This window comes from Plantactinospora sp. GCM10030261 (genome assembly GCF_042666615.1).
GTDB lineage: Bacteria > Actinomycetota > Actinomycetes > Mycobacteriales > Micromonosporaceae > KBS50.
Window position 1 is genome coordinate 120234 of the sequence record NZ_JBHTDD010000015.1, and the last position, 23452, is coordinate 143685.

General features: G+C 72.7%; 18 protein-coding genes. 15 read left to right on the forward strand and 3 right to left on the reverse strand.

From position 1 onward, the window contains the following. Nucleotides 1-72 precede the first annotated feature (72 nt). From leuS to ACFQUZ_RS19065, 4 genes are all read left to right on the forward strand, one after another. Nucleotides 73-2913, forward strand: coding sequence for a leucine--tRNA ligase (gene leuS / locus ACFQUZ_RS19050; protein WP_377443935.1), 2841 nt, complete (start codon nucleotides 73-75; stop codon nucleotides 2911-2913). Between the two features lie 194 nt (nucleotides 2914-3107). After that, nucleotides 3108-4286 carry a glycosyltransferase 87 family protein gene (locus ACFQUZ_RS19055; RefSeq protein ID WP_377443937.1) on the forward strand — a complete coding sequence of 393 codons (1179 nt, stop codon included), beginning with the start codon at nucleotides 3108-3110 and terminating at the stop codon, nucleotides 4284-4286. A gap of 9 nt (nucleotides 4287-4295) precedes the next feature. Next, nucleotides 4296-5612 (forward strand): sensor histidine kinase, encoded by a 1317-nt coding sequence (locus ACFQUZ_RS19060; RefSeq protein WP_377443939.1) that lies wholly within the window; start codon nucleotides 4296-4298, stop codon nucleotides 5610-5612. After that, nucleotides 5609-6265, forward strand: coding sequence for a response regulator (locus ACFQUZ_RS19065; protein ID WP_377443941.1), 657 nt, complete (start codon nucleotides 5609-5611; stop codon nucleotides 6263-6265). The genes ACFQUZ_RS19060 and ACFQUZ_RS19065 overlap by 4 nt, the downstream gene beginning before the upstream one ends. On the opposite strand, the gene ACFQUZ_RS19070 is transcribed toward ACFQUZ_RS19065, so the two are convergent. The 3 genes from ACFQUZ_RS19070 to ACFQUZ_RS19080 form a co-directional block, all read right to left on the reverse strand. Further along, complete coding sequence (locus tag ACFQUZ_RS19070; RefSeq protein ID WP_377443943.1) at nucleotides 6232-6945, reverse strand: TVP38/TMEM64 family protein; 714 nt, start codon at nucleotides 6943-6945, stop codon at nucleotides 6232-6234. The genes ACFQUZ_RS19065 and ACFQUZ_RS19070 overlap by 34 nt on opposite strands. A 104-nt stretch (nucleotides 6946-7049) precedes the next feature. Next, nucleotides 7050-7772 (reverse strand): type 1 glutamine amidotransferase, encoded by a 723-nt coding sequence (locus tag ACFQUZ_RS19075; protein ID WP_377443945.1) that lies wholly within the window; start codon nucleotides 7770-7772, stop codon nucleotides 7050-7052. Further along, nucleotides 7762-9003: a MurT ligase domain-containing protein gene (locus ACFQUZ_RS19080; RefSeq protein WP_377444051.1), complete on the reverse strand. Its 1242-nt coding sequence runs from the start codon at nucleotides 9001-9003 to the stop codon at nucleotides 7762-7764. Before ACFQUZ_RS19080 ends, ACFQUZ_RS19075 begins: the two co-directional genes overlap by 11 nt. A 177-nt stretch (nucleotides 9004-9180) precedes the next feature. On the opposite strand from ACFQUZ_RS19080, the gene ACFQUZ_RS19085 reads away from it, so the two are divergent. From ACFQUZ_RS19085 to murC, 11 genes are all read left to right on the forward strand, one after another. Further along, entirely contained in the window at nucleotides 9181-9807 is a 627-nt protein-coding gene (locus tag ACFQUZ_RS19085; RefSeq protein WP_377443947.1) for an SgcJ/EcaC family oxidoreductase, read from the forward strand. A gap of 459 nt (nucleotides 9808-10266) precedes the next feature. After that, a complete protein-coding gene (mraZ, locus tag ACFQUZ_RS19090) occupies nucleotides 10267-10698 on the forward strand; it encodes a division/cell wall cluster transcriptional repressor MraZ (protein ID WP_377443949.1) in 432 nt (143 codons plus the stop codon). Nucleotides 10699-10888: 190 nt separating this feature from the next. After that, nucleotides 10889-12034, forward strand: coding sequence for a 16S rRNA (cytosine(1402)-N(4))-methyltransferase RsmH (gene rsmH / locus ACFQUZ_RS19095; RefSeq protein WP_377443951.1), 1146 nt, complete (start codon nucleotides 10889-10891; stop codon nucleotides 12032-12034). Continuing rightward, on the forward strand, nucleotides 12034-12780 hold the full coding sequence (locus tag ACFQUZ_RS19100) for a hypothetical protein (protein WP_377443953.1): 747 nt from the start codon (nucleotides 12034-12036) through the stop codon (nucleotides 12778-12780). The genes rsmH and ACFQUZ_RS19100 overlap by 1 nt, the downstream gene beginning before the upstream one ends. Before the next feature lie 4 nt (nucleotides 12781-12784). Continuing rightward, nucleotides 12785-14965 carry a peptidoglycan D,D-transpeptidase FtsI family protein gene (locus ACFQUZ_RS19105; protein ID WP_377443955.1) on the forward strand — a complete coding sequence of 727 codons (2181 nt, stop codon included), beginning with the start codon at nucleotides 12785-12787 and terminating at the stop codon, nucleotides 14963-14965. A 52-nt stretch (nucleotides 14966-15017) separates the two neighbouring features. After that, entirely contained in the window at nucleotides 15018-16586 is a 1569-nt protein-coding gene (locus ACFQUZ_RS19110) for a UDP-N-acetylmuramoyl-L-alanyl-D-glutamate--2,6-diaminopimelate ligase (RefSeq protein ID WP_377443957.1), read from the forward strand. Then, nucleotides 16583-17998 carry a UDP-N-acetylmuramoyl-tripeptide--D-alanyl-D-alanine ligase gene (murF, locus tag ACFQUZ_RS19115; protein WP_377443959.1) on the forward strand — a complete coding sequence of 472 codons (1416 nt, stop codon included), beginning with the start codon at nucleotides 16583-16585 and terminating at the stop codon, nucleotides 17996-17998. Before ACFQUZ_RS19110 ends, murF begins: the two co-directional genes overlap by 4 nt. After that, entirely contained in the window at nucleotides 17995-19104 is a 1110-nt protein-coding gene (gene mraY, locus ACFQUZ_RS19120) for a phospho-N-acetylmuramoyl-pentapeptide-transferase (RefSeq protein WP_377443961.1), read from the forward strand. The genes murF and mraY overlap by 4 nt, the downstream gene beginning before the upstream one ends. Nucleotides 19105-19235: 131 nt before the next feature. Beyond that, nucleotides 19236-20756 carry an FtsW/RodA/SpoVE family cell cycle protein gene (locus ACFQUZ_RS19125; protein ID WP_377443963.1) on the forward strand — a complete coding sequence of 507 codons (1521 nt, stop codon included), beginning with the start codon at nucleotides 19236-19238 and terminating at the stop codon, nucleotides 20754-20756. Beyond that, nucleotides 20756-21862: an undecaprenyldiphospho-muramoylpentapeptide beta-N-acetylglucosaminyltransferase gene (gene murG / locus ACFQUZ_RS19130; RefSeq protein WP_377443965.1), complete on the forward strand. Its 1107-nt coding sequence runs from the start codon at nucleotides 20756-20758 to the stop codon at nucleotides 21860-21862. Before ACFQUZ_RS19125 ends, murG begins: the two co-directional genes overlap by 1 nt. Further along, on the forward strand, nucleotides 21859-23340 hold the full coding sequence (gene murC / locus ACFQUZ_RS19135) for a UDP-N-acetylmuramate--L-alanine ligase (protein WP_377443967.1): 1482 nt from the start codon (nucleotides 21859-21861) through the stop codon (nucleotides 23338-23340). Before murG ends, murC begins: the two co-directional genes overlap by 4 nt. Nucleotides 23341-23452 lie beyond the last annotated feature (112 nt).

The window sequence follows — 23452 nt, forward strand, 5'->3', positions numbered from 1 at the left end:
CGACGTGCGATGCGCCCGAGACCCGCTGTTCCGCCAGCAAGCGCGGCCCTGGACAGACCCCGAGGTGAAGCAATGACTGAGGCAGCCGAACTGACCACCGACACGCCGCCGTTCCGGTACACCGCCCGGCTGGCCGACGAGATCGAGCGGCACTGGCAGGATCATTGGCGCCGCTCCGGCACCTTCCGCACGCCGAACCCGGTCGGTGCGCTGGCCGACCCCGAGCACCCGCGGGCCGGCGCGGAGAAGCTGTTCGTGCTGGACATGTTCCCGTATCCGTCCGGGGCAGGACTGCATGTCGGGCACCCGCTGGGCTACATCGGCACCGACGTGTTCGCCCGGTTCCAGCGGATGGCCGGCCGCAACGTGCTGCACGCGATGGGCTTCGACGCGTTCGGCCTGCCGGCCGAGCAGTACGCGGTGCAGACCGGCACCCATCCGCGGACCACCACCGAGGCGAATATCGAGCGCTACCGGGCCCAGCTGGCCCGGCTGGGCCTGGGGTACGACGAGCGCCGGTCGGTGGCCACCACGGACACCGGCTTCTACCGCTGGACCCAGTGGATCTTCCTGCAGATCTTCAATTCCTGGTACGACCCGGACGTCCGCCGGGCCCGGCCGATCGACGAGCTGATCGCCGAGTTCGCCGCGGGGGACCGGCCTACGCCCGGCGGCCGGCCGTGGGCGGAGCTGGACGCGACCGAACGCCGCCGGATCGTCGACGACCACCGACTGGCGTACGTCTCCGAGGCGCCGGTGAACTGGTGTCCCGGGCTGGGCACGGTGCTGGCCAACGAGGAGGTCACCGCCGACGGCCGGTCCGAGCGGGGCAACTTCCCGGTATTCAAGCGCAACCTGAAGCAGTGGATGATGCGGATCACCGCGTACGGCGACCGGCTGCTGGAGGACCTGGACAGGCTGGACTGGCCGGAGCCGATCAAGCTGATGCAGCGCAACTGGATCGGTCGGTCGGTCGGCGCGCACATCGACTTCCCGACCGACGCCGACCCGGTGCGGGTCTTCACCACCCGGCCGGACACCATCTTCGGTGCCACCTACCTGGTGCTGGCCCCCGAGCACGAGCTGGTCGACAGGCTGGTCCCGGGATCCTGGCCGGAGGGCACCAGGCCGGCGTGGACCGGGGGCGCCGGCAGCCCGGCGGAGGCGGTCGCCGACTACCGCGCGGCGGCGGCCACCAAGACGGACGCGGAACGGCAGGCCGAGGCCAAGGAGAAGACCGGCGTCTTCACCGGCGGGTACGCCGTCCACCCGGTCACCGGCGCGCGCGTCCCGATCTTCATCGCGGACTACGTGCTGGCGGGCTACGGCACCGGTGCCATCATGGCGGTGCCCGCCGAGGACCCGCGGGACTGGGAGTTCGCCGAGATCTTCGAGTTGCCGGTGGTGCGCACCGTGCAGCCGCCGGATGGCTTCGCGGGCACCGCGTACACCGGGGAAGGCCCGATGATCAACAGCGCCGCGCCCGACCGCGGCGTGGACCTGAACGGCCTGGGGATGGCCGAGGCCAAGGCCCGGATCATCGAGTGGCTGGAGGCCACCGGGCAAGGTCGTGGCGCGGTCACCTACCGGCTGCGGGACTGGCTGTTCAGCCGGCAGCGGTACTGGGGCGAGCCGTTCCCGATCGTGTACGACGAGACGGGTCTGCCGATCGCGCTGCCCGACTCGATGCTGCCGGTGGAACTGCCGGACGTGGACGACTTCTCGCCCCGCACCTACGACCCGCACGACGCCGACTCGCAGCCGGAGACGCCGCTGTCCCGCCGCAAGGACTGGGTGGAGGTGGAACTGGACCTGGGTGACGGGCCAAGGACCTACACCCGGGAAACCAACACCATGCCGCAGTGGGCCGGCTCCTGCTGGTACGAGATGCGCTACCTGGATCCCGACAACGCCGAGAGGTTCGTCGACCCGGAGGTCGAGCGGTACTGGATGGGTCCGCGTGGCGCCAGCGACTGCGGAGGCACCGACCTGTACATCGGCGGTGTCGAGCACGCCGTGCTGCACCTGCTGTATTCGCGCTTCTGGCACAAGGTGCTGCACGACCTGGGCCATGTGTCGTCGTCGGAACCGTACCGCCGGCTGTTCAACCAGGGCTACATCCAGGCGTACGCGTACACCGACGCGCGTGGCGCCTACGTGCCGGCCGAGGAGGTCGAGGAGCGCGACGGCGGCTGGTTCCACCGTGACCAGCCGGTGCGCCGCGAGTACGGCAAGATGGGCAAGTCGCTGAAGAACGTGGTGACCCCCGACGAGATGTGCGAGCGGTACGGGGCGGACACGTTCCGGGTGTACGAGATGTCGATGGGGCCCCTGGAGGTGTCCCGACCCTGGGAGACCCGGGCGGTCGTGGGCTCGTACCGGTTCCTGCAGCGGGCCTGGCGGGCGGTGGTCGACGAACGGACCGGCGAGACCCGGGTGGTGGACACCCCGGCCGACGAGCCGACCCGGCGGCTGCTGGCCAGGACGATCGACGGCGTCCGGACCGACATGGCCGCGATGCGGTTCAACACCGCTATCGCGAAAATGATCGAGCTGACCAACGGGCTGACCCGGCTGCCGGCCACCCCGCGAGAGGTGGCCGAGCCGCTGGTGCTGATGCTGGCGCCGGTCGCCCCGCACATCGCCGAGGAACTGTGGCGGCGGCTGGGTCACCCGGAGTCGCTGGCCTACGCCGACTTCCCGGTGGCCGACACCAGCCTGCTGGTGGCCGAGACGGCGACGTATCCGGTGCAGGTGAACGGCAAGGTTCGCGGCCGGATCGAGGTCCCCGCCGACGCCAGCGAGGACGACGTCCGCGCGGCGGCCCTGGCCGCGGTGGGCGGGCACCTGGCCGGCCGGGAGCCGCGCAAGGTGATCGTGGTGCCGGGTCGGATGGTCGCGGTCGTCGCCTGACGCCGCACGGCTCGCGAGGTGTCCGGGAGGCGTACGCCCGCCGACCGACGGGCGGACGGTGGCTGGTCCGGGTGAGGCACTACCGCAGGGGTAGCGGTGGCGCCGGGGGCGTACGCCGGGGTGCCACCGTGCCTGGGCGTAGATAGATCCACAGTCCGATGGCGAGCGCCGCCCGCGCCGGGAGCGTGGCCGGCATGACGAAACGGTGGATCTGGGCTGTCCTCGGCGCCGAGGTGGCGGTGGTCGTGATATTCGCGGCGGTGTTCCCCCAACTGGACTTCGGCGTGTATGTCTGGGGCGGCCGGGCGGTGCTCGACGACGACCGGCTCTATCTCGAACGGGCGCTCGGCATGTGGTTCACCTACCCGCCGTTCGCGGCGGTCCTCTTCGCGGCGCTCGCCGCGCTGCCGGTGGCGCTGGCCCGGGTGCTCTGGGCGGTGGGCTCGGTCGGCGCGCTGGCCGTCGCCTGCTGGGTGACATCGCGGCTGGCCGGGCGCCGTCCGTCTCGAACGACGCTGGCGGGCGTGGTGGCGGCGGCGCTGCTGCTCGCTCCCGTCTACCACACCTTCGTCCAGGGCCAGGTGAACCTGCTCCTGCTCGCCCTGATCCTCGGCGACGTGGCGCTGCTGGCCCGGGGCGGTCGCGCGGCGCGGTTCGCCGGGGTGGGCGTCGGGCTGGCCACCGCGATTAAGCTGACGCCCGGTATCTTCGTGCTGCTCTTCCTGGTGGCGGGCCGGACGCGGGCCGCCCTGACCGCCGCGCTGGCATTCCTGGGGGGGACCGGGGTCGGCCTCCTCGTTGCCCCCGAGGCGTCGCTGCTGTACTGGACCGGGCTGTTCCGGGACACCGGACGGGTCGGCGCGCCGTACATCAGCAACCAGTCGCCGTACGCGGCGGCGCTGCGCGTCCTCGGTCCGGAGAACGTGGGTGGCTGGTACGTTGTCGTCCCGCTCGCGCTCGGCCTGGTCGGGCTGGCGATCGCCGGTCGGTACGCGCGCCGCGGCGACTGGCTGGCGGCGGCCACCGCGACCGGTGTCACCGGGCTGCTGGTCTCGCCGATCTCCTGGTCGCACCACTGGGTGTGGATCGTGCCGGCGCTCGCGCTGCTGGTCCGGGACGGGGCACGGGTCGCCGCCGCGGCCGGATACGCCGTGTTCGCCGTCGCGCCGCACTGGCTGACCCCGCACGACGGCGGCCCGGACCAGTACGGATGGCACGGCCTGGTCACCGTGGTCGCCAACTGTTACCTGATCGCGGGGTTGGTGTTGCTGGCCTACCTGCGCCGCCACGCGGCCGGGCGGGACCCGGGACCCGACCCCCACCCCAGGACGTACGCCCGGCGGCCGATGCGCGCCGGTCTCCCGGCTGGATAGCGTGTCCCGGTGAAGACCCGCCTGTTCCGGTCGCCCGCGGTCGCGTCGCGGCTGCGTACGGCTGTGGTGTGGGCCGGTGTCGCGGCGCTGCCGGTCGTCGTGTTGCTCGCGCCGTCGCTGGTGGGCAGCCGCGCGGGGGTGGGCATCCTCGGCGTGAGTCTGCCACTGCGGTACGTGGTGCCAGCGCTGGTGGTGGCGCTGCCCGCGGGGTTGCTGCGGCGCCGGCCGCTGCTCGCCCTGGGCCTCATGCTCGCAGGCGCGACGCTTGTCACCGCCACTGTGCACTCCTGGGAGAACGGTTACCTCGCCGGCATCTGGCACCTGCAGTTCCTCGGAATCGACGCGGTGGTGGGGCTGATCGCCGCGCGCCGGGCCCGCCGGGTGTCGGTGCCGGCCGCCGTCGCGGTGGTCGTGGTGCAGGTCGGGGCCAGCTTCCTCAACAGTGCCGCCGATCCTCTGGACCGGGCCCTGCTCTCGGTACTCGCCGTGGCCACCGCCTGGATGATCGGCGATTCGGCCCGCGCCACTCGCAGGCACATCGAGGAGTTGCGGTACCGGGCCACGGCGGATGCGGTCGCCGCCGAGCGGCTGCGCGTCGCTCGGGAGGTGCACGACATGGTCGCGCACAGCGTGGGGGTGATCGCGATCCAGGCCGGTGTGGGTGCCCGGGTCATCGACACCCAGCCGGATCAGGCCCGGGCGGCGCTGACCACCATCGAGGAGACCAGCCGGGAGACGCTTGCCGAGTTGCGGCGCACCCTCCGGGCACTGCGCCGACCGGAAGAAGCGGCGGCGTCGCTGGATCCGCCGCCGGGGCTCGCCGACCTCGATCGATTGGTCACGGCTGGTGCGGACGCCGGCATCCGGGTGGAGGTGCGACGCCGGGGCGAGCCGTCGCCGCTGTCCGCCGACGTCGACCTGGCGGCGTTCCGCATCGTCCAGGAGGCGGTGACCAACGTCGTACGACACGCGGCGACCGACGAATGCCAGGTGCTCGTGGACCGTCGACCCGACGAGGTCTGCCTGGAGATCGTGGACGGGGGACGCGGCGGCCTGGTGGGTGAGGCCGGGCACGGTCTCGTCGGCATGCGGGAGCGGGCGGAACTGCTGGGCGGCCGGTTCACCGCCGGGCCGCGACCCGAGGGCGGGTTCCGGGTGACGGCCCGGCTGCCGGCGGTGCCGGCCGGTCCGTCGACCGCGACGCCTGCCGATCCGCCACATGACGATCGCGCCCCGGCGCTCCCAGGCGGCTCCGACGCCGCGCCGGCTGAGCGACCGGCGGGGCCGGCTACGGCCACCGACCCGGCCTCGGCGGGGGCCCGATGACGGTCCGGGTGGTCCTCGCCGACGACCAGCCGCTGGTCCGGGCGGGGCTGCGGGTGCTGATGGCCGACGACCCGGACATCGACGTGGTGGGGGAGGCGGGCACCGGTGCCGAGGCGGTGCGGCTGTCCCGGGAGATCGCGCCGGACGTGGTGCTGATGGACCTGCGGATGCCCGGCACCGACGGCATCGCCGCGACCAGGGCGATCGTCGCGGCGGGTGGGCCGACCCGGGTGCTCGTGCTCACCACCTTCGACAATGACGAACACGTGCACGCCGCGCTGCGGGCCGGCGCGAGCGGGTTCCTGGTCAAGGACATGGCGGTGGACGAGATCCTGGCCGCCATCCGGGTGGTCGCCGCCGGGGACGCCCTGATCGCGCCCGGGGTGACCCGTCGGCTCATCGCCGAGTTTGCCCGCCGGCCGGATCCGGCGCCCCGCCACCGCGACCTGCCCGGCGTGACCGACCGGGAACGCGAGGTGCTGACCCTGGTCGGCCGCGGGCTGTCCAACGCCGAGATCGCCGCCGAACTCGTGATAAGCGTGGCGACCGCCAAGGCGCACGTGGCCCGGCTGTTCACCAAGCTCGGCGCCCGCGACCGGGTGCAGCTGGCCATCGCGGCCTACGACGCCGGGTTGGTCTCCCCGGCTGGCTGACCGCTCGCCGCCCGGCGTCGCCGTTCGGCGCGCCACCAGCGGCTGATCAGGATCGCGCTGGCCACCAGACCGAAGCTCGCCGGGGCGACGGCCAGCCAGTTGATGTCACCGGGCGAGGTGACCGCGGCGCCGATGGCCGCGTACCCGAAGGCGGACGGCGCGGACGCCAGCACGCTGCCGAGCAGGTACGGCGCCAGCCGCGCGCCGGTGGTGCCGTAGCCGTAGCTGACCAGCCCGAAGCCGCCGACCGGAAGCAGTCGTACGGTGATCACACCGAGGACGCTCTGCCGCGCGAACCAGCCGTCCAGCCGGGCCAGCCGGCCGCGGACTCGTTCGGCGACGAACTCGCGGCCGAGCGTACGCCCGATCCCGAAGCCGACGAGAGCGGCCAGCAACGCCGCGGCCAGCGTGTAGCCGGCGCCCTGGAGCGGACCGAACAGCGCTCCCCAGGCAACGGTGATCAGGGTTCGCGGCACCAGCACCACCAGCAGGGCGGCGCCGAGCAGGACCGCCGTGATCGGGGCGGCCGGGCCGAGCGAGTCGGCCAGGCCGGGCACCGTCGCGAGGTCGGGCGGTGGCAGCAGGAGCAGCCCCAGCCCGCAGCCGGCGACGACCAGCAGCAGTCCGACGAACCGGCGCCCGGCCCGCTGGGTCAGCAGGTCCCGCGTCACCACCAACAACCGCGCGCGATCGACCGCCGTGTACCGCCGGAACCCCGCCGGTCGGCGCGACTGTGTCGGCTCACCGGAGGTTGCCGGCCGGCGCGGCTCCCTCGGGCCGTGGGTCACTGCCGGGCGGCGGCGGTCACCGCCGCGGCCCGCTCGTCGCGCAGCCGCTCCGACCAGGAGTCGTCAAGCGCCGGCAGGTGGGCCGCCCCGATCGCCCACCGCAGCAGCAGATCGGCCAGCGCCGGGTTGCGGGCCAGGGCCGGCCCGTGTGAGTACGTCCCGAGCACCTTCCCGTACCAGGCGCCTTCGGTGGCCCCGTCGTTGCCGACGCCGGTGGTGACCCTGGCCAGCGGCGCCACTCCGGGCCCGAGTTGGGTCCGACCGCCGTGGTTCTCGAAGCCGCTCAGCGGGGGCAGTCCGAGGCGCGGGTCGATCACGCCGGCCAGTTCGCCGACCGCCCGGGTGGGCGCCCGGTCCGAGGTCAGGTCCACGAGTTCCAGCCCGGAGCACCTCGTGCCCTTGGCGTAGAAGGACCTGCCGAGCAACTGGTAACCGGCGCAGACGGCGAAGACCACGGCTCCGTTGGTGACCGCTCGGTGCAGCCCGCCGTCGGCGAGCAACCGCTGGGCGCCGAGCGCCTGCGGTCCGTCCTCGCCGCCACCGATCAGGTAGATGTCGGCGGAGGTCGGCAGCCGCTCGTCGGACCGCACCTCAAGGGTTTCCACACTCAGACCGCGCTGCTGCGCTCGGTGGGCCAGGATCAGCATGTTGCCCCGGTCGCCGTAGGTGGACAGCAGGTCGGGGTAGACCCAGACGATGCGCAGGCTCTCAGTTGACACGGTCCAACTCCGCTCGGATGTCCTGGAACGCCGTGTAGTTGGCGATCACCTCGAGCCGGCCCGGCGGCACCGCGGCGATCGCGTCCGTGAAGGTGCGGACGTGCCGGAACGGCACCTGGTTGACCTGTAGCCGGACCGCGAGGTCGTACGCCCGATCGCCGGTGATGAGCACCTGACGACCGCGCAGCGGCGCGAAGTCGACGTCGAACAACCACGAGGTGTCCAGCCCGTCGGGATCACGCGCGTTGATGGAGAGCAAGGTGGGGGCCTCGTCGGCCATGTCGAACGCCTCCAGCCAACTGGCCGGGTTCTTCGCGAGCAGCAGCCGGATGTTGCGGCCGTCCCGGTCGACCTGGGCGTACCGGCCGGCGACCGAGGCCACGGTGCCCAGCCGGGACACCGCGTCGGTGGGGCGTACCCCGAATTCGGCGGCGACGGCCAGCGCGGTCGCGGCGTTGCCCACATTGACCCGCCCGGGGAGCTGGAGGAGCACCTTGTGCCAGGCGCCGGTCGGGTCGACCACGCCGTCGTCCTCCACCACCCAGTTCGGTTGGGGACGTCGCAATGGGCAGCCGGCGCACCACCAGTCGTCCCCGGATCGATGGATCGTCGCGCCACACTCGGGGCACACCCACGAGTCGTCGTGCCAGCGCTGCCCGGCGCTGAACCAGGTGACGGTGCGTTCCGACCGCAGCGGACCGTCCGGCGGGGTGGCCGCCCACACCACCATGGGGTCGTCGGCGTTGGCCACCACCCGCACCGCGGGGTGGCTCAGCAGGGCCGCCCGCCAGAGCTGCGCCATCATCGCCACCTCCTTGGCCCGGTCGAGCTGGTCCCGCGAGAGGTTCAGCAGCGCGACGACGCGGGGCTCGGTCGCGGCCATCACCTGGGCCAGGTAGTGCTCGTCGACCTCCAACACCGCGTACGGCGTGCTTCCCGCCTTGGCCAGCGCGGACGTGTGGCCGGTCGGCATGTTGGCGCCGAACGAGTTGGTGGCCACCGGGCCGAGTACGCCCACCGCGGCGGCGGTGAGCCGGGTCGTCGTGGTCTTGCCGTTGGTGCCGGAGACGAGGGCGACGGCCCGGCCGGCCGCCAGGTGGTTGAGCAGCTCAGGGTCGATCTTGAGGCCGATCCAGCCGCCGATCACCGAGCCGTCGCCGCGACCGGCGGCCCGCGACAACGCCGCCGCGGTACGCGACACCGAACTCGCCACCTTCGCCCGGATGGGCATCTTCGCGTCCGTCACCCGAGCGAGATTACCGGACCTGCGCGGCCCCGCCGGGTGGGACGGCGGTCGCGCGTACCACCACGGGGGGACCGCGGGATCGCCCCGGGAAGCGACGCTCGGGGGCGGTCGGTGTTCCTAGCGTGGGTCCGGTACCCCGATGTGCCGAGGCGAGGAGGTCGAATGAGAGCGACGCGAAGGTTCCGGCGGTTGATCCCGGTGGGTGGCCTGGCGGTCCTGCTGATCGGTGGCCTGACCGGTCCGCCCGTCCCGGCGGTGGCAGCGGTCCCGCAGGTGGCGGCGGCGCCGGCGGTGGCAGCGGCGCCGGCGGTGGCGGCGGCGGCGCCGGGGGACGCCGCGACGGACCGGCACGGGAAGGGGGATCTTGCCGCGCTCCGGCAGTTGCGGCAGCGGCAGGAGGATGCCTGGGCCCGGGGCGATGGGAGCGACTACGCCGCACTGCACACCGCCGACGCGGATGTCGTCACGTTCTCCGGCGACCACCTGCGGACCCGGGCGGGAATCGCCGCCGGCATGCAGTACTACTTCGACACCTACCTCGGCGGCACCAGGATTGTCACACTCACCGAGCGGGTCCGGTTTCCCGAGCCGGACCTCGCCGTGATCGTGCGAACCGGATGCGTGCTGTGGCCGGGCGAGTCCACCTGCACCGAGGAGGGCTTGTCCATCAACACCAACATCGCCGTCAAACGACATGGGACCTGGTTGTACACGTCCTTCCAGAACACCAGGATCCGTCCGCTGGGCGCGCCGGCGGGGGACACCGGCGCGCTCCCGCGAACCGGCTGACTCCTCCCTCCGACCGGGGCGGCAGCGCCGACCCCCGCTGGCGCCCGGTCGGCGCCGGTTCGCGGTCACGGCCCGGGTAATCGCTGATCAAGGGCGGTCACCCGGGCCGTTGGCGTGCCCTTCCAGGCCAGTTCAAGATTTTCCTCCACTTCGCTCCACAGACAGCGGCAGAGAGCGCTCTCAGCCGAGCGCAAAAGCCGCATTCGACGTCTAACGCCTCCACAAATCGACTGTCGGAAAGCGGACGCGGCGCCCGGAGGGCTTTTGCCCTCCACCTCGTTCCACCCACTCTGACGTGCTCTTTTGCGACCCAACGGGGGTCATTGACAGGGCGATTCCGGTTGCGGGTGGAGGGAAGTGGAGTACAGTGGGGCGGAATGGTGAGCCTGGGAGGGTCACCGGCCCGGGGGGTCAGCGGCGCCGCGAACGCCGCTTCGCAGGGCGAAGGGGGTTGGGCCGGTGTTTCTCGGCACCCACACTCCACGCCTGGACGACAAGGGTCGGCTGATCCTCCCGGCGAAGTTCCGGGACGAGCTGGCGGGGGGTGTCGTGATCACCAAAGGGCAGGAGCGCTGCCTCTACGTCTTCCCGATGCTCGAGTTCCAGCGGATCGCCGGCCAGTTGCGCGAGCAACCGATGACGCACAAGGCGGCCCGGGCCTACAGCCGGGTCTTCTTCGCCAGCGCGCACGACGAGGTGCCTGACAAGCAGGGCCGGGTCACCATCCCGGTGCACCTGCGGGAGTACGCGGCACTCGATCGTGACCTGGTGGTCATCGGGGCCAGCAGCCGGGTCGAGATCTGGGACCGGGGCGCCTGGGAGAGCTACCTCGCCGACAGCGAGGACGCCTTCGCCGACATCGGGGAAGGGGTGTTGCCCGGCGGACTGTAGGGGTGGCAACGCCCGACGTACTGCGAGATCTCCACCCGCTCGTGCTCCTGGCATCCCTTCCCCGGTGCCAGGCGTGCGATGCGGTACTACCGGCCACCCGCCGGCCGCGGACACGAGCGGATGGGGATCTGGCGGTATGGCGGCGGCGCCGACCACAGACGCGGAAGACGGAACGGCATTGGGGGTCGATGTGGAGGAGCTACGGGGCACGCATGTGCCCGTGCTGCTTGAGCGGTGTCTCGAGCTGCTGGCCCCCGCGCTCGACCGTCGGGACCGGACCGTGTACGTCGACACGACGCTCGGGCTGGGTGGGCACGCCGAGGCGGTGCTGACGGCCCACCCGAACGCCGAACTGATCGGCCTCGACCGGGACCCGGAGGCACTCGCGCACGCTCGGGCCCGACTGGCCAGGTACGCCGATCGGATCCACCTCGTCCACGCCGTGTACGACGAACTGCCGGCGGTGCTGGCGGATCTGGGCCGATCGAACGTGGACGGGATGCTGTTCGACCTGGGCGTTTCCTCGCTCCAGCTCGACGCGCCCGACCGGGGGTTCGCCTACGCCCAGGACGCGCCGCTGGACATGCGGATGAACCAGACCGTCGGCGCCACCGCCGAGGACGTGGTGAACGGCTACCCGCACGGCGAATTGGCCCGGGTGCTGCGGGTGTACGGCGAGGAGAAGTTCGCCGGACGGATCGCCTCGGCGATCGTCCGGGAGCGGGAGCGGGGCCGGATCACCTCCTCGGCTCGACTCGCGGAGCTGATCCGGGAGGCCATTCCGGCACCAGCCCGGCGAACCGGGGGACATCCGGCAAAAAGATCGTTTCAGGCGTTGCGGATCGAGGTAAATGGGGAACTGGCGGCGCTCGAAAGGGCGCTGCCGGCCGCCCTGGACGCGCTCGCCTTGGGTGGTCGCCTGGTGGTGCTGTCCTACCACTCGCTGGAGGACCGGATCACCAAGCAGGCGTTCGCCGGCCGGGCCCGGAGCACCGGACCGGTCGACCTTCCCGTCGAGTTGCCCGGTACCGGGCCGACGCTGCGGCTGCTCAGTCGCGGCGCCGAACTGCCGGGCGAGGGCGAGGTCGCCACCAACCCGCGGGCCGCGTCGGTGCGGCTGCGGGCGGCGGAGCGGATCGACCCGGACGACGAGCGCACCGCGTGGGGCCGCCGCGAACGGCCCTACCGCGGAAGCAGGGCACTACGCACGCCCGGAGCCGTCCGGCCGGCGGATGACGCCGGCGGGCCGGGTTCGGACGTGTCCACACGGGACAGGGTCGACGGACCGGTTGGTCCGCGACTGGACACCGGGACGGCAGTACAGGGGGAGGGATGATGAACGTCAACAAGCGCGACCGTCGGGGCGACCTCGACGGCCAGCGCGGCGCCGGACAGGGCGCGCCGCGCGTGGGGCGCGGCGCCGGACAGGGCGCACCGTGGTCGGGGGGCCGGACCACGGCGCAGCCGGACCGGCGGGCGCAGACGACTCGGGCGCAGGCGACCCGGGCGAAGGCGACCGGGGACACGTCGACGCCCCGGACCGGTCGGGGGGCCGGAGCGGGGACGTCTCGCGCGCGGGGGACGCGCGCGTTCCCCACCCAGGGCAGCGCGGCGCTCGCGCCGTCGACCGAGTCCGCGCGGTCGACGCGCATCGACCGGTCCGGGACGCCGCGACTGGAGGTGGCGCCGCCGCCGCCGGTGCGGGTGCCGCGGGCGCCGTTCGTGGCGCTGATCATCGCGGTGGTGGTCGGCGGCGTGCTCGGTATCCTGCTGGTCAACACCAAGATCAACGAGAACGCCATCCGGCTGGACAAGATGCAACAGCAGCAGGCCACGTTGGACCTGCAGGAACAGAAGTTGAAGCAGCAGATCGCCGAGGCCGAGGCGCCCGGGAATCTCGCCGAGCGGGCGAAGGAGCTGGGGCTTGTGAAGTCGGGACCGCCCGCGTTCATCCAACTGCCGGACGGCCGGCGGGTGGGCGTGCCACAACCGGCGGGAGCGTCCGACCAGGGCGGCGCGGCCGGCAACGCGGGCCAGGCCGGCCAGCAGGCGGATTCCGGTCAGCAGGGCGCGGGAGGCTGAACCGGTGCCACCCCCATCGGACGACCCGCGCCGGGACGATCCGTCGTCCCGGCGCGCGTCGGCGCGTACCGGCGGGCCGGCCCGGGATCGGCGGCCCGGAAGCGACGACGGGCAGCTCGGCGGCATGTCCAGCGCCCGTGCCTACACGCCCCGGGGGCGGACCGTCCGGGAGACGGCGGAACAGCGACGAACGCCCCGGACCAGCAGGTCCGGTGATCCGTTCCGGCCGGCGTTGCAGGTGCTCGACGGCGGTCGCGGCGGCGCGCGAGCCGCCGCCGCCCGCACCGCCTCGGCCAGGTCCGCCCCGGCCGCCGCCACCCGCGACGCCGCGCGCACGGTGCCGCCCCGGACCGGCCGGGGCGGCGACGTGGCCAAGCCGGTCCCGGCGCCCCGAAGGCGCCCGAACGCCCCGCCCCGCCGTGGTCCGGCCCGGCGCCCCCGGCCACCCCGGCTGGCCGATCCGCGCCGCCGGCTCCGCCTCGGCACGCTGCTGGTGCTCACCCTGTTCGCCGTTATCGGCATCCGGCTGGTCGCCATCCAGGTGATGGAAACCCCGGCGTACGCCGGCAACGGGCTGGCCAATCGGCTGCGCACGGTCGACCTGCCGGCCCCGCGCGGTGCGATCTACGACCGATCGGGTGTCCCGCTGGCACACAGCGTCGAGGCCCGCTTCATCTCGGCCGACCCGACGCTTGTCTCCGACCCGAAGGACACGGCGGAGAAACTCCGGCCGCTGCTCGGCATCCCGGCCACCGATCTGATCCCGCGGCTGACCCGGCAGAAGACGGCGAGCGGCCGGGACGTCCAGTTCCAGTACCTGGCCCGCGGCGTGCCGGTGGAGACCGCGGAAAAGATCATGGATCTCAACCTGGCGGGCGTCTACGCCGGCCGCGACGAGCGGCGCGAGGTCCCCGGCGGGGACCTCGCCGCCAACCTGCTGGGCTTCGTCGGGTGGGACATGAACGGGCTGGAGGGCCTGGAGGCGCGCTACGACGAGGTGCTGCGCGGGCAGCCGGGGCAGCGGATCTACGAGGTCGGCAACGGCCGGCTGGACGCCGAGATCCCCGGTGGGCACCACCGGGAGACGCCGGCCAAGCCGGGCGGCTCGCTGACCCTCACCATCGACCGGGACCTGCAGTACATCACCCAGGGCATCCTCAGTGAGCGGGCGGCGGAGACCGACAGCAGCGTCGCCGCCGCGGTGGTGATGGACGTCAAGACCGGCGAGGTGCTCGCCCAGGCCAGCCACCCGACGTACGACGCCGCGAAGCCGACGGACAGCGAGCCGGGCGACCGGGAGGACGCGGCCACCGGATGGGTGGTGGACCCAGGTTCGGTGCACAAGCCGATCACCGTGGGTGCCGCCCTGCAGGAAGGCACGATCCGGCCGGACGACACGGTCACCATCCCCCCGGTCATCGTCAAGGGTGACCAACCCTACCGCGACACCCATCCGGTCCCGGCCGGCGTCCCGATGACGCTGCCCGGGATCATGGCGTACTCGTCGAACGTCGGCATCATCAAGATCGCCGATGAGCTGGGCAAGGAGAAGCTGTACGAGTACCAGCGGAAGTTCGGTCTGGGCGAGGCGACCGGGGTGGGGGTGGCCGGCGAGGCGGGCGGTCAGCTGCTGCCGCCGGACCAGTGGAGCGGCTCGGCGTACGGCTCGGTCCCGATCGGGATGAGCGTATCGGCGACCCCGCTGCAGATGGCCGCCGCGTTCGCCGCGATCGCCAACGACGGCACCTGGGTGCAGCCCCGACTGATCAAGGAGACGATCAGACCGGACGGCACCCGCGAGCCCGCCGCCGCGCCGACGACCCGCCCCGTGCTCAGCCCGGAGAACGCGGCGGCGCTGCGCACCATGATGGAGGCGGTCACCGAGGTGGAGGACGCGACCGGCACGCTGGCCGCCATTCCCGGCTACCGGGTCGCCGGCAAGACCGGCACCGGAAAGCGGGTGGAGAACGGGCACTACGCCCCGGGCGAGGTCGCCTCGTTCATCGGGATGGCGCCGGCCGACAATCCGCGCTTCGTGGTGGCCGTGTTCGCGTACGCCCCGCAGGGCGGGGGCGGTGACATCTCGGCGCCGGCGTTCAAGGAGATCATGCAGTACACCCTCGGTCACTACCGGGTGCCGCCCACCGGGACGAAGCCGCCGAACTTCGTGGTCTATCCCCGGTGACCAGGCATTCCGGGCCATCATCGGTGGGTGCGGGAGAAGCAGCGGGGCGGCGGTGCGGCTGGGCCCGCCACACGGGGTAGGGTCTAGCGCCGTGCCCGGCAATCCCCGTCCCCGCACCCCCACCCCGGTGCCGCTCGGCGATCTTGCCGCGCGGATCGGCGCGACGCCGCCGGCGTCCGGAGCCGACCCGGTGATCTCCGGGATCACCCACGCGAGCACCGAGGTCCGGCCGGGTGACCTGTACGCCGCCTTGCCCGGCGCCCGCCGGCACGGTGCCGACTTCGTCCCCGACGTCGCCACGGCCGGCGCGGTCGCGGTGCTCACCGACCCGGCCGGCGCATCGGCCGCCGAGGCCGCCGGCCTGCCCGCGCTCGTCGTCCCCGACCCGCGCCGGGTGCTCGGCGTCCTCGCCTCGGCCGTGTACGGCGACCCGACCGCCGGACTGACCGTGATCGGTCTCACCGGTACCGCCGGCAAGACCTCCACCGCGTATCTCGTCGAGTCGGGGCTGCGGGCCGCCGGAGAGGTGACCGGGCTGATCGGCACGGTGGAGACCCGCCTCGGCGACCTGCGGCTGGACAGCGTCCGCACCACACCGGAGGCGACCGACCTGCACGCCATGCTGGCCGCCGCGCGGGAGCGTGGGGTCACCGCGGTGGTGATGGAGGTGTCCAGCCACGCCCTCGCCATGGGTCGGGTGGGTGGCGTCCGGTTCACCGTCGGCGGTTACACCAACTTCGGCTCCGACCATCTCGACTTCCACGCCGACGAGGCGGACTACTTCGCGGCCAAGGCGATGCTGTTCGACGGCCGGTGCGCCGTGGAGGTGCTCAACCACGACGACCCGGCGCTGCGACCACTGCGCCGGCCGGCCACCGTCACCTACTCTGCCGCCGGCGACGCCGAGGCGACGTGGTGGGCCACCGACGTCACCGGCTCCGGCTTCGCCCAGCGGTTCGTCGCCCACGGTCCCGGCGGGGTCGAACTACCCGCCGGGGTGACCCTGCCGGGCCGGCACAACGTGGCGAACGCCCTGCTGGCCATCGCCGCCCTGGTCGGTGCCGGCATCGATCCGGGCACGGCGGTACGCGGCGTGGCGGCCTGTCCCGGCGTGCCGGGCCGGCTGGAACTCGTGGACACCGGTGGTCCGGTGCGCGGGGTGGTCGACTACGCGCACAAGCCGGACGCGATCGTGGCGGTGCTCGCCGCCCTGCGCGGGGTCGTCGACGACGGTCGCCGGGTGATCTGTGTGGTCGGTGCCGGGGGCGACCGGGACCGGGGGAAGCGGCCGGTCATGGGCTCCGCCGCGGCCGAGGGCGCCGACCTGGTGGTGATCACGGATGACAATCCACGCACCGAGGACGCGGCCGTGATCCGGGCGGAGGTGCGCGCCGGTGCCGAGCGAGCCGGCGGCGCGGACCGGTTGGTCGAGGTGGCCGGCCGGCGGGCGGCCATCGAGGAGGCGGTCCGCCGCGCCGCCCCCGGCGACATCGTCGCGGTGCTCGGCAAGGGGCATGAACGCGGTCAGGAGGTGGCCGGCCGGGTGGAGCCCTTCGACGACCGGGTGGAGCTGGCGACGGCACTGACGGAGCGGTTCGGTCGGCTGGTGGGGCAGCGATGATTCCGCTGACCCTCACCGAGATCGCCGCGGCGGTCCACGGCCGGCTGACCGAGGCGGATCCGGTGGCCCGGGTGACCGCCGGTGTGGAGTACGACTCGCGCAAGCTCGCCCCCGGCGGTCTGTTCGTGGCGTTCCCCGGCGAGCAGGTCGACGGCCACGACTTCGCCGCCGCGGCGATCGACGCCGGGGCGGTCGCGGTGCTCGGCACCCGCCCCGTGTCCGGCGTACCGATGATCCTGGTCGACGACGCGCTGGCGGCCATGGCGGCGCTGGCCCGAGCGGTGGTCGACCGGCTCCCGGGGCTGACCGTCATCGGGCTGACCGGCTCGTCCGGCAAGACCTCGACCAAGGACCTGGTGGGGCAGTTGCTCAGCCGGCTCGGCCCGACGGTGGCGCCACCCGGGACCTTCAACACCGAACTGGGCCACCCGTGGACCGCTTTGCAGGTCGACGAGCGGACCCGGTATCTCGTGCTGGAGAAGGGCGCGCGGGGAGTCGGCCACATCCGCTATCTGTGCGACATCGTGCCGCCGAAGATCGCTGTGGTGATCAACGTGGGGGTCGCGCACATCGGTGAGTTCGGCTCCCGGGAGGCCATCGCGACGGCCAAGGGCGAGCTGGTCGAGGCGCTGCCGCCGGACGGCCTCGCGGTGCTCAACGCCGACGATCCGCTGGTGCGCGCGATGGCGGCCCGGACCGGCGCGCGGGTGGTGCTGGCGGGCGAGGCCGACGACGCCGAGGTGCGGGCCGAGGACGTCCACCCCGACGAGCGCGGTCGGCACGCCTACACGCTTGTGACGCCGGAGGGCCGGGCGGCGGTCCGGTTGCGACTCAGCGGCCGGCACCAGGTCGGGAACTCGTTGCTCGCCGCGGCGGTGGCGCGGGAGTTGGGCATGCCGCTCGCCGAACTCGCCACCGCGCTCGGCGAGCTGACCCTGGTCTCCACCCGGCGGATGGATGTCTTCGACCGGGCCGACGGGGTGACGGTCATCGACGATTCGTACAACGCGAACCCCGCCTCGATGGCGGCGGCGCTGCGCGCGTTGGCCGGCATGGGGGACGGCCGCCGGACGATCGCCGTCCTCGGTTACATGGCGGAGCTGGGTCCCCATGAGCGGGACGGGCACGCGGAAGTCGGTCGCCTCGCGGCCGAGTTGGACGTCGACCGGGTACTCGTCGTGGGAGAGTCGGCCGCGCCGATCCACGACGGCGCCACCTCGGTCGCGAACTGGGGAGGAACATCGGTGCTGGTGACCGATCAGGCAGCCGCGGTGACCGAGCTGCGGCGGGATACGCGGCCCGGGGACGTCATCCTGGTGAAGGGCTCGCGCTACCGCACCTGGGAGGTGGCCGACGCGCTGCGCGTCGACGCACCACGGCCCGGCGGCACGACCGGGGGCGAGCTGGCGTGAGGGCGGTCATCGTCGCGGCGGCGGTGGCGTTCCTCGTCTCGTTGTTCTGCACCCCCATCGGCATCAAGATCTTCCGGGCGCTCAAGGCGGGGCAACCCATCCGTGCCCTGGGCCCCGCGTCCCACCAGGGTAAGAAGGGCACCCCCACGATGGGCGGGGTGGTGTTCATCATCGCCACGGTGATCGCGTATGTGGCCGGGCACGCCGCGTTGACCACGCTGCCCGACGAACAGATCGCCCAGGTCAAGCCGACGGCGACCGCGCTGGTGCTGCTCGGTCTGTTCGTCTTCTGCGGCGCGGTCGGCTTCCTGGACGACTACCTCAAGGTCCGCAAGCGCAACAGTGGCGGGCTGAGCGCCCGGGGTAAGTTGATCGGCCAGATGCTGGTCGGCACCGTGTTCGGCGTCATCGCTCTCTACTACTTCCCGAGCACGTACAAGAACATCTCCGTCGGCAGCACCAAGCTCTCCTTCATCCGAGAGATCGACGCGCTTGAGGTGGGCAAGGTCGCGTCGGTGATCATCTTCATCATGGTGGTGATGGCCGCCAGCAACGGCGTCAACCTCACCGACGGCCTCGACGGCCTGGCCACCGGCGCCTCGGTGATGGTGCTCGGCGCGTACGCGTTGATCGCCTTCTGGCAGTACCGGCACTGGTGCGGGGACGAGGCATACGTCGCCACCGGCAAGTACTGCTACGTCGTCCGCGACCCGCTGGAGATCGCGCTGATCGCCGGCGCTGCCGCTGGGGCCTGCGTCGGCTTCCTGTGGTGGAACACCTCGCCGGCCCGGATCTTCATGGGCGACACCGGGGCGCTGGGCCTCGGCGGCCTCATCGGTGGCCTGGCCATGGCCACCCGGACCATCTTCCTTCTGCTCATCCTCGGTGGCTTGTTCGTGATCATCACGATGTCGGTGGTCATCCAGATCATCTCCTTCAAGACCACTGGGAGACGGGTGTTCCGGATGTCCCCGCTGCAACACCACTTCGAGCTGGCCGGATGGAGCGAGGTCAACATCGTGGTCCGGTTCTGGATCGTGGCCGGGATCGGGGTGGCGATCGCGCTCGGCCTGTTCTACAGCGAGTTCCTCGCCGCGACCAGCTGACCCGCCCCGGTGATCGGCCGGTGGAACTGGCGACCCGCCGGACGCCGCCGCGACACGCCGGTCCGGCCGCTGCGCCGGCACGGCGCGTCGAGCCTCGATGATGGTCCGATGCGGGACGAGGGGACGCGGGGATGACGGGGGAACAGCCGAAGCCGGCGGCGGAGACCGGCCGGCCGTCGGCGTCGCAACCGCCGCCGTCCGGCGCGCGGACGGCGTTCGGCCAGTTCGACCCGGCGAGCGGACTGGCCGCGCTGCGCGGTCTGCTGGCCCGCCCGCTCGCCTCGTACTACCTGCTGATCTCCTGCTCGGCCCTGCTGCTGGTGATCGGTTTGACAATGGTCTTCTCGGCGACGAGCGTGGTGGACGCCGCCGAGGACGGCAACATCTTCGCCTCGCTGTCACACCAGGCACTGTTCGCCGTGATCGGGCTGGCGGCCTTCTGGGCCTGCCAGCGGCTGCCGGTCCGGACGTTCCGGGCACTCGGCCGGCCGCTGCTCGCCGGATCGCTGGTGTTGCTGGCCGTGCTGGCGGCGCTGCTGGCCGCGGAGAAGGTGGAGCTGCTGGCCAAGCCCCGGATCGGCCCGCTGGAGGCGGACCTGAACTGGCTCTACCTGGGGCCGGTCGGCCTGCAACCCGCCGAGCTGGCCAAGTTCGCCATGGTGCTGTGGGGTGCCGAGGTGGTGGCCCGCAAGGGTGCGGCGCTGGGACTGTGGCGGGAACTCGCGACCCCGCTGGGACCGGTGGTGGGCCTGCTGTTCCTGCTGGTCGGCTACAACGACCTGGGCACCATGCTGTGCGTGCTGGCCATCGTGGTGGGGCTGCTCTGGGCGGCCGGGGTGCGGATGCGCATCTTCGCCACCCTCGGCATCGTCGGTCTGGTCGGCATCGGGCTGCTCATCGCCGCCGCGTCGATAGGTGCCGGCTCCGGCGCCGTGGGCGCCGACAACTACCGGATGCAGCGGCTCACCTCGTTCCTGCATCCGGCCGACGAGGCCTGCGCGCAGGAGGCGTGCTACCAACTGATCAAGGCGCGGGAGGCGATCGACCACGGCGGTTGGTTCGGGGTGGGTCTCGGTCGGAGCAGCCTCAAGTGGGAATGGCTCCCCGCGGCGCACAACGACTTCATCTTCGCGATCGTCGCGGAGGAACTGGGGGTGGTGGGCTGCGCCGTCGTCCTCGCCCTGCTCGCCGTGCTCGCGTACACGGGACTGCGGATCGCCCGTCGGGTGGACGACCCGTTCCGTCGGTTGGCGGCCGCCGCGGCCACCACCTGGCTGGTCGGTCAGGCGGTCATCAACATCGGCGGCGTGGTCGGCCTGCTGCCGATCACCGGCCTGCCGCTGCCGTTCATCTCCGACGGCGGCAGCGCGCTCGTCGTCACCCTCGCCGCGATCGGAATGCTCGCCTCGTTCGCCCGTGCCGAACCCGATGCGGCCAGAGCGCTGAACGCCCGTCCGCCGGCCCCCTGGGTCCGACTAGTCTGGGCCCCGTTACCGCCGCTGCCCGATCGGCGCCGCCGAACCTCCGGTTCGGCGGCCGGAAGCCGGGAATCCAGGTCTGGTTCCGGGACGCGGGGGGACGCGAAGGCCCGACCGGCAGGCGGTCGGGCGAGTCAAGTGCCCGCCGACACGGCGAGCGAGAGGAGACGCTGATGGGTCCGCTGCGGTCGGTGGTGCTCGCGGGAGGCGGCACCGGGGGGCACATCTACCCCCTGCTCGCCTTCGCCGATTGCCTTCGCCGGCACGACCCGGGCGTCCGGATCACCGCCCTCGGTACGCCGAAGGGACTGGAGAACGAGCTCATCCCGCCACACGGGTACGATCTTCGCCTCATTCCGGCGTACCAGTTGCCCCGCTCGGTCAACATGAACCTGCTGCGGACCCCGGACCGGATGTGGCGGGCCGCCCGGGAGGCCGGCAAGGTCATCGACGACGTACGGGCCGATGTGGTGATCGGTTTCGGCGGGTACGTCTCGGTTCCCGCGTACCTGGCCGCCTGGCGGCGCGAGATGCCGATCGTCATCCACGAGGTGAATGTGCCCCCGGGGGTGGCCAACCGGCTCGGGATGAAGTTCACCAGGAACATCGCGGCCGGGTTCCCGCACCAGCCGGCGCAGGCCGAGGCGTTGCGCGACGCGCGGGTGGTCGGCGTGCCGCTGCGCCGGGCGATCAGCGGGCTGGACCGGGCGACCCACCGAGCCTCCGCTCGGGCGCATTTCGGCCTGCGTCCGGACCTGCCGACGCTGTTCGTCTTCGGTGGCTCGCAGGGTGCCCGGTCGATCAACCTCGCGGTCGTCGGCGCGGCCAAGGAGTTGGCCCAGGCCGGCGTCCAGGTGCTGCACGTGACCGGTGCCCGCAACGAAGCGATATCCGTGCCCAGTGACCTGCCGGTCCCGTACGTGACCCTGCCCTACCTGGCCGAGGTCGAGCTGGGGTACGCGGCGGCCGATCTGATCCTCTGCCGCGGTGGCGCGATGACCTGCGCCGAGGTGGCCGCGGTGGGCCTGCCCGCGGTCTATGTGCCGTATCCGCACAGCAACCAGGAACAGCGTCGCAACGCGTTGCCGATGGTGGAGGCCGGGGGCGGGCTGCTCGTGGACGACGGCGAGTTGAGCCCCGGCTGGATCGAGCACCAGATCATTCCGCTGATCCGGGATCCACAGCGGCTCGCCGCGATGGGCTCGGCGGCCGGAGCGTACGGCCGACGCGACGGCGACGAGGCGTTGCTGGACTTCGTCTACGAGGCGGTGGCCAAATGACGGCGCTGAACACGGCGGAGCTGACCCCGGCCGGCACGGTCGCGGCGGAGGATCTGGGCACCGTGCATCTCATCGGGATCGGCGGCGTCGGGATGAGCGGCCTGGCCCGGCTGCTGCTCACCCGCGGCATCCCGGTCACCGGCAGCGAATTGCGGGAGTGGCCGTCACTTGTCGGTCTCCGGGCTCTCGGCGGCACCATCCACATGACGCACCAGGTCAGCAACCTGGATGGCGTGGACACGGTGGTCTACTCGTCGGCCATCCCGGAGAACCATGTCGAGCTGGCTACGGCCCGGGAGCGTGGTCTGCGGATCATGCACCGGTCCGAGGCGTTGGGTGCCGTGATGACCGGCCGGCGTACCGTCGCCGTCGCCGGGACGCACGGCAAGACCACCACCACGTCGATGCTCACGATGATTCTGCAGCGCGCCGGCCTGGACCCGTCGTTCGTGATCGGCGGCGAGATCTCCGAGGTGGGGTCCAACGGCCACCACGGCAGTGGTGAGTACCTCGTCGCCGAGGCGGACGAGAGTGACCGGTCCTTCCTGCTCTACCGCCCGTACGCGTCGATCATCACGAACATCGAGCCGGACCACCTGAACACCTACGGCGACTTCGCCGGTCTGGAGGCGGGGTTCGCCGACTTCGCCGCGCTCACCGATGCTGACGGGTTCGTGGTGACCTGCGCGGACGATCCGGGCGCCCGGCGGCTGACCGACGCGCTGCGCGTGGCGGGCCGCCGGGTCCTGACCTACGGCACCGGGGCGGACGCCGATCTGGTGATGACCGATGTGGCGTCGTCGGCGCAGGGGGTGCGCTACCTGGCCACCTTGCGTGGCGAGTCGCTGGGCGAGATCCGGCTGCCCAGCCCGGGACGGCATCTCGGACTGAACAGCGCCGCCGCCGTGCTCACGGCGCTGACCCTCGACGTGCCGCTGGCCGCCGCGGTGGAGGCACTCGCCTCGTTCCCGGGGGTGCGCCGCAGGTTCGAGCGTAAGGGGAGCGTCGCCGGGGTCCAGGTCTGGGACGAGTACGCGTACCACCCCACCTCCATGACGCTGGCTCTGCAGACGTTGCGGGAGGTCGCGGCGGGCGGCCGGCTCATCGTGGTGTTCCAGCCGTACCGGGTGTACCGGACCCGGGACCTGCAGGCCGACCTGGCGGCGGCGTTGGGCATCGCCGACGAGGTGGTGATGCTGGAGGTGTTCGGTCCCGGGGAGGTACGCCAGCCGGGGGAAGGTGGCGCCGCGTTGACCGAGGCGATCGACCTGCCGGCGGAGCGGAAAGTGTTCCTGGAGTCGTGGGACGACGTCCCCGCGGAGGTGGCGCGGCGGACCCGACCCGGTGACGTGGTGGTGACCATGGGCGCGCCGCCGATCTCGATGATGGGTGACGAGCTGCTCGCGGCGCTCGCCGGCCGGACCGGTCCGGATGTGCCCTCGGGGCCGCCCGACGGCGCGGCGGCGCATTCCGGATGAACCGGGACGCTGGTCGGAGCCGGTCGGGCTCGTCGGGCGGTGCCCGGAGCACCGGGCGGCCCGGGTCGAGCCGATCCGCCCGCGGTGCCGGCCGGCGTCGGGGTGCCGGCCA

Coding starts and splice junctions, on each gene's coding strand:
- ACFQUZ_RS19080 (WP_377444051.1), bottom strand. CDS start 9,003: ATGCCCATCCGGGCGAAGGTGGCGAGTTCGGTGTCGCGTACCGCGGCG.
- ACFQUZ_RS19100 (WP_377443953.1), top strand. CDS start 12,034: ATGAACGTCAACAAGCGCGACCGTCGGGGCGACCTCGACGGCCAGCGC.
- murF (WP_377443959.1), top strand. CDS start 16,583: ATGATTCCGCTGACCCTCACCGAGATCGCCGCGGCGGTCCACGGCCGG.
- ACFQUZ_RS19055 (WP_377443937.1), top strand. CDS start 3,108: ATGACGAAACGGTGGATCTGGGCTGTCCTCGGCGCCGAGGTGGCGGTG.
- murC (WP_377443967.1), top strand. CDS start 21,859: ATGACGGCGCTGAACACGGCGGAGCTGACCCCGGCCGGCACGGTCGCG.
- ACFQUZ_RS19065 (WP_377443941.1), top strand. CDS start 5,609: ATGACGGTCCGGGTGGTCCTCGCCGACGACCAGCCGCTGGTCCGGGCG.
- leuS (WP_377443935.1), top strand. CDS start 73: ATGACTGAGGCAGCCGAACTGACCACCGACACGCCGCCGTTCCGGTAC.
- murG (WP_377443965.1), top strand. CDS start 20,756: ATGGGTCCGCTGCGGTCGGTGGTGCTCGCGGGAGGCGGCACCGGGGGG.
- ACFQUZ_RS19125 (WP_377443963.1), top strand. CDS start 19,236: ATGACGGGGGAACAGCCGAAGCCGGCGGCGGAGACCGGCCGGCCGTCG.
- ACFQUZ_RS19085 (WP_377443947.1), top strand. CDS start 9,181: ATGAGAGCGACGCGAAGGTTCCGGCGGTTGATCCCGGTGGGTGGCCTG.